Raw genomic sequence first — 5,603 nt, forward strand, 5'->3', positions numbered from 1 at the left:
AAAATAGGTGTTGACGCCGTTTCGAATCCCCTTATAATGCGCACCACTTCCAACGCAGTCGGAACGAAAAACTCCTTGAGATTCAATGAGTTGCAAGTTCCAGGTAGTATTGGAAGTGCTTCGGTCTCACGATCGCAGCGGTGAAAATAGGCAGTTGACAGCGGTTTTAAACGCTGTATTATTCGCCTCCCGCTACGAGAGATCGCAGCGAGTCAAGTGTTTGAAGCTAAACGAGTTTCTCGGAAAAAACTTCAAAATAAACGCTTGACACGAAATGAGGAAAGCGTAGAATGCGCGCCTCGGTTGAGACGAAACGCTCTTAACCAAACGCTCTTTAACAAATTGAATCAAGCAATTCGTGTGGGTGCTTGTGAGTACGGACTGATAGTCACAAAGATTATCAGCATCACAAGTGACCATGCGAGAAATCACATAGTCATTTGAGATTGCTGAGCCAAGTTTAGGGTTTCTTAAAAACCCAAGCAGTATTGAACTGAAGAGTTTGATCATGGCTCAGATTGAACGCTGGCGGCAGGCCTAACACATGCAAGTCGAGCGGATGACGGGAGCTTGCTCCTTGATTCAGCGGCGGACGGGTGAGTAATGCCTAGGAATCTGCCTGGTAGTGGGGGACAACGTTTCGAAAGGAACGCTAATACCGCATACGTCCTACGGGAGAAAGCAGGGGACCTTCGGGCCTTGCGCTATCAGATGAGCCTAGGTCGGATTAGCTAGTTGGTGGGGTAATGGCTCACCAAGGCGACGATCCGTAACTGGTCTGAGAGGATGATCAGTCACACTGGAACTGAGACACGGTCCAGACTCCTACGGGAGGCAGCAGTGGGGAATATTGGACAATGGGCGAAAGCCTGATCCAGCCATGCCGCGTGTGTGAAGAAGGTCTTCGGATTGTAAAGCACTTTAAGTTGGGAGGAAGGGCAGTAAGCTAATACCTTGCTGTTTTGACGTTACCGACAGAATAAGCACCGGCTAACTCTGTGCCAGCAGCCGCGGTAATACAGAGGGTGCAAGCGTTAATCGGAATTACTGGGCGTAAAGCGCGCGTAGGTGGTTTGTTAAGTTGGATGTGAAAGCCCCGGGCTCAACCTGGGAACTGCATCCAAAACTGGCAAGCTAGAGTACGGTAGAGGGTGGTGGAATTTCCTGTGTAGCGGTGAAATGCGTAGATATAGGAAGGAACACCAGTGGCGAAGGCGACCACCTGGACTGATACTGACACTGAGGTGCGAAAGCGTGGGGAGCAAACAGGATTAGATACCCTGGTAGTCCACGCCGTAAACGATGTCAACTAGCCGTTGGAATCCTTGAGATTTTAGTGGCGCAGCTAACGCATTAAGTTGACCGCCTGGGGAGTACGGCCGCAAGGTTAAAACTCAAATGAATTGACGGGGGCCCGCACAAGCGGTGGAGCATGTGGTTTAATTCGAAGCAACGCGAAGAACCTTACCAGGCCTTGACATGCAGAGAACTTTCCAGAGATGGATTGGTGCCTTCGGGAACTCTGACACAGGTGCTGCATGGCTGTCGTCAGCTCGTGTCGTGAGATGTTGGGTTAAGTCCCGTAACGAGCGCAACCCTTGTCCTTAGTTACCAGCACGTTATGGTGGGCACTCTAAGGAGACTGCCGGTGACAAACCGGAGGAAGGTGGGGATGACGTCAAGTCATCATGGCCCTTACGGCCTGGGCTACACACGTGCTACAATGGTCGGTACAGAGGGTTGCCAAGCCGCGAGGTGGAGCTAATCTCACAAAACCGATCGTAGTCCGGATCGCAGTCTGCAACTCGACTGCGTGAAGTCGGAATCGCTAGTAATCGCGAATCAGAATGTCGCGGTGAATACGTTCCCGGGCCTTGTACACACCGCCCGTCACACCATGGGAGTGGGTTGCACCAGAAGTAGCTAGTCTAACCTTCGGGAGGACGGTTACCACGGTGTGATTCATGACTGGGGTGAAGTCGTAACAAGGTAGCCGTAGGGGAACCTGCGGCTGGATCACCTCCTTAATCGACGACATCAGCCTGCTGATGAGCTCCCACACGAATTGCTTGATTCAAGAAGTTGAAGACGATCAAGACCCTATATAGGTCTGTAGCTCAGTTGGTTAGAGCGCACCCCTGATAAGGGTGAGGTCGGCAGTTCAAATCTGCCCAGACCTACCAAATATGCGGGGCCATAGCTCAGCTGGGAGAGCGCCTGCCTTGCACGCAGGAGGTCAGCGGTTCGATCCCGCTTGGCTCCACCACTTTCTGCTGTTGTGAAGTGTTGAACTTGATCAGAACTTAGAAATGAACATTCGGTGATGAATGTTGATTTCTGACTTTTGTCAGATCGTTCTTTAAAAATTCGGATATGTGATAGATAGACTGATGACCACTTTCACTGGTGGTGATCAGGCTAAGGTAAAATTTGTGAGTTCTGCGCGAAAGCGCAACATGCGAATTTTCGGCGAATGTCGTCTTCACAGTATAACCAGATTGCTTGGGGTTATATGGTCAAGTGAAGAAGCGCATACGGTGGATGCCTTGGCAGTCAGAGGCGATGAAAGACGTGGTAGCCTGCGATAAGCTTTGGGGAGTCGGCAAACAGACTGTGATCCAGAGATCTCTGAATGGGGGAACCCACTCAGCATAAGCTGAGTATCTTGTACTGAATACATAGGTGCAAGAGGCGAACCAGGGGAACTGAAACATCTAAGTACCCTGAGGAATAGAAATCAACCGAGATTCCCTTAGTAGTGGCGAGCGAACGGGGACCAGCCCTTAAGTTGGTTTGAGATTAGTGGAACGCTCTGGAAAGTGCGGCCATAGTGGGTGATAGCCCCGTACACGAAAATCTCTTATCAATGAAATCGAGTAGGACGGAGCACGAGAAACTTTGTCTGAATATGGGGGGACCATCCTCCAAGGCTAAATACTACTGACTGACCGATAGTGAACCAGTACCGTGAGGGAAAGGCGAAAAGAACCCCGGAGAGGGGAGTGAAATAGAACCTGAAACCGTATGCGTACAAGCAGTGGGAGCCTACTTTGTTAGGTGACTGCGTACCTTTTGTATAATGGGTCAGCGACTTATATTCAGTGGCGAGCTTAACCGAATAGGGGAGGCGTAGCGAAAGCGAGTCTTAATAGGGCGTTTAGTCGCTGGGTATAGACCCGAAACCGGGCGATCTATCCATGGGCAGGTTGAAGGTTAGGTAACACTGACTGGAGGACCGAACCGACTACCGTTGAAAAGTTAGCGGATGACCTGTGGATCGGAGTGAAAGGCTAATCAAGCTCGGAGATAGCTGGTTCTCCTCGAAAGCTATTTAGGTAGCGCCTCATGTATCACTCCAGGGGGTAGAGCACTGTTTCGGCTAGGGGGTCATCCCGACTTACCAAACCGATGCAAACTCCGAATACCTGGAAGTGCCGAGCATGGGAGACACACGGCGGGTGCTAACGTCCGTCGTGAAAAGGGAAACAACCCAGACCGTCAGCTAAGGTCCCAAAGTCATGGTTAAGTGGGAAACGATGTGGGAAGGCTTAGACAGCTAGGAGGTTGGCTTAGAAGCAGCCATCCTTTAAAGAAAGCGTAATAGCTCACTAGTCGAGTCGGCCTGCGCGGAAGATGTAACGGGGCTCAAACCATGCACCGAAGCTACGGGTATCATCTTTGATGATGCGGTAGAGGAGCGTTCTGTAAGCCTGTGAAGGTGAGTTGAGAAGCTTGCTGGAGGTATCAGAAGTGCGAATGCTGACATGAGTAACGACAATGGGAGTGAAAAACTCCCACGCCGAAAGACCAAGGTTTCCTGCGCAACGTTAATCGACGCAGGGTTAGTCGGTCCCTAAGGCGAGGCTGAAAAGCGTAGTCGATGGAAAACAGGTTAATATTCCTGTACTTCCAGTTATTGCGATGGAGGGACGGAGAAGGCTAGGCCAGCTTGGCGTTGGTTGTCCAAGTTTAAGGTGGTAGGCTGAGATCTTAGGCAAATCCGGGATCTCAAGGCCGAGAGCTGATGACGAGTTGCCTTTAGGCGACGAAGTGGTTGATGCCATGCTTCCAAGAAAAGCTCCTAAGCTTCAGATAACTGGGAACCGTACCCCAAACCGACACAGGTGGTCGGGTAGAGAATACCAAGGCGCTTGAGAGAACTCGGGTGAAGGAACTAGGCAAAATGGCACCGTAACTTCGGGAGAAGGTGCGCCGGCGAGGGTGAAGGACTTGCTCCGTAAGCCCATGTCGGTCGAAGATACCAGGCCGCTGCGACTGTTTATTAAAAACACAGCACTCTGCAAACACGAAAGTGGACGTATAGGGTGTGACGCCTGCCCGGTGCCGGAAGGTTAATTGATGGGGTTAGCGCAAGCGAAGCTCTTGATCGAAGCCCCGGTAAACGGCGGCCGTAACTATAACGGTCCTAAGGTAGCGAAATTCCTTGTCGGGTAAGTTCCGACCTGCACGAATGGCGTAACGATGGCGGCGCTGTCTCCACCCGAGACTCAGTGAAATTGAAATCGCTGTGAAGATGCAGTGTATCCGCGGCTAGACGGAAAGACCCCGTGAACCTTTACTATAGCTTTGCACTGGACTTTGAATTTGCTTGTGTAGGATAGGTGGGAGGCTTTGAAGTGGGGACGCCAGTTCTCATGGAGCCATCCTTGAAATACCACCCTGGCAACTTTGAGGTTCTAACTCAGGTCCGTTATCCGGATCGAGGACAGTGTATGGTGGGTAGTTTGACTGGGGCGGTCTCCTCCCAAAGAGTAACGGAGGAGTACGAAGGTGCGCTCAGACCGGTCGGAAATCGGTCGCAGAGTATAAAGGCAAAAGCGCGCTTGACTGCGAGACAAACACGTCGAGCAGGTACGAAAGTAGGTCTTAGTGATCCGGTGGTTCTGTATGGAAGGGCCATCGCTCAACGGATAAAAGGTACTCCGGGGATAACAGGCTGATACCGCCCAAGAGTTCATATCGACGGCGGTGTTTGGCACCTCGATGTCGGCTCATCACATCCTGGGGCTGAAGCCGGTCCCAAGGGTATGGCTGTTCGCCATTTAAAGTGGTACGCGAGCTGGGTTTAGAACGTCGTGAGACAGTTCGGTCCCTATCTGCCGTGGACGTTTGAGATTTGAGAGGGGCTGCTCCTAGTACGAGAGGACCGGAGTGGACGAACCTCTGGTGTTCCGGTTGTCACGCCAGTGGCATTGCCGGGTAGCTATGTTCGGAAGAGATAACCGCTGAAAGCATCTAAGCGGGAAACTTGCCTCAAGATGAGATCTCACTGGGATCTTGAATCCCCTAAAGGGCCGTCGAAGACTACGACGTTGATAGGTTGGGTGTGTAAGCGCTGTGAGGCGTTGAGCTAACCAATACTAATTGCCCGTGAGGCTTGACCATATAACACCCAAGCAATCTGCCGAGCAGATTGTGGTGGTGAAGACGAAAGAACCGAAAATTCGTAAGACCACAAATTCACATATCCGAATTCGCTGGGCTGTCCATCTGGACATTCTGGCAACAGAATTTCTTGACGACCATAGAGCATTGGAACCACCTGATCCCATCCCGAACTCAGCAGTGAAACGATGCATCGC

General features: G+C 51.3%; 2 tRNA genes and 3 rRNA genes. All 5 read left to right on the forward strand.

The annotated features are described in order from the left end of the window. Positions 1 to 490 precede the first annotated feature (490 nt). A 16S ribosomal RNA gene (locus E2H86_RS25410) occupies positions 491 to 2,027 on the forward strand. Between the two features lie 79 nt (positions 2,028 to 2,106). Next, positions 2,107 to 2,183, forward strand: a tRNA-Ile gene (locus tag E2H86_RS25415). 7 nt (positions 2,184 to 2,190) lie between these two features. After that, positions 2,191 to 2,266 (forward strand) — tRNA-Ala (locus E2H86_RS25420). Positions 2,267 to 2,514: 248 nt separating this feature from the next. Next, a 23S ribosomal RNA gene (locus E2H86_RS25425) occupies positions 2,515 to 5,406 on the forward strand. A 129-nt stretch (positions 5,407 to 5,535) separates the two neighbouring features. After that, positions 5,536 to 5,603, forward strand: a 5S ribosomal RNA gene (gene rrf, locus E2H86_RS25430); the annotation flags it as partial.

This window comes from Pseudomonas putida, assembly GCF_004357765.1.
Lineage (GTDB): Bacteria > Pseudomonadota > Gammaproteobacteria > Pseudomonadales > Pseudomonadaceae > Aquipseudomonas > Aquipseudomonas putida_U.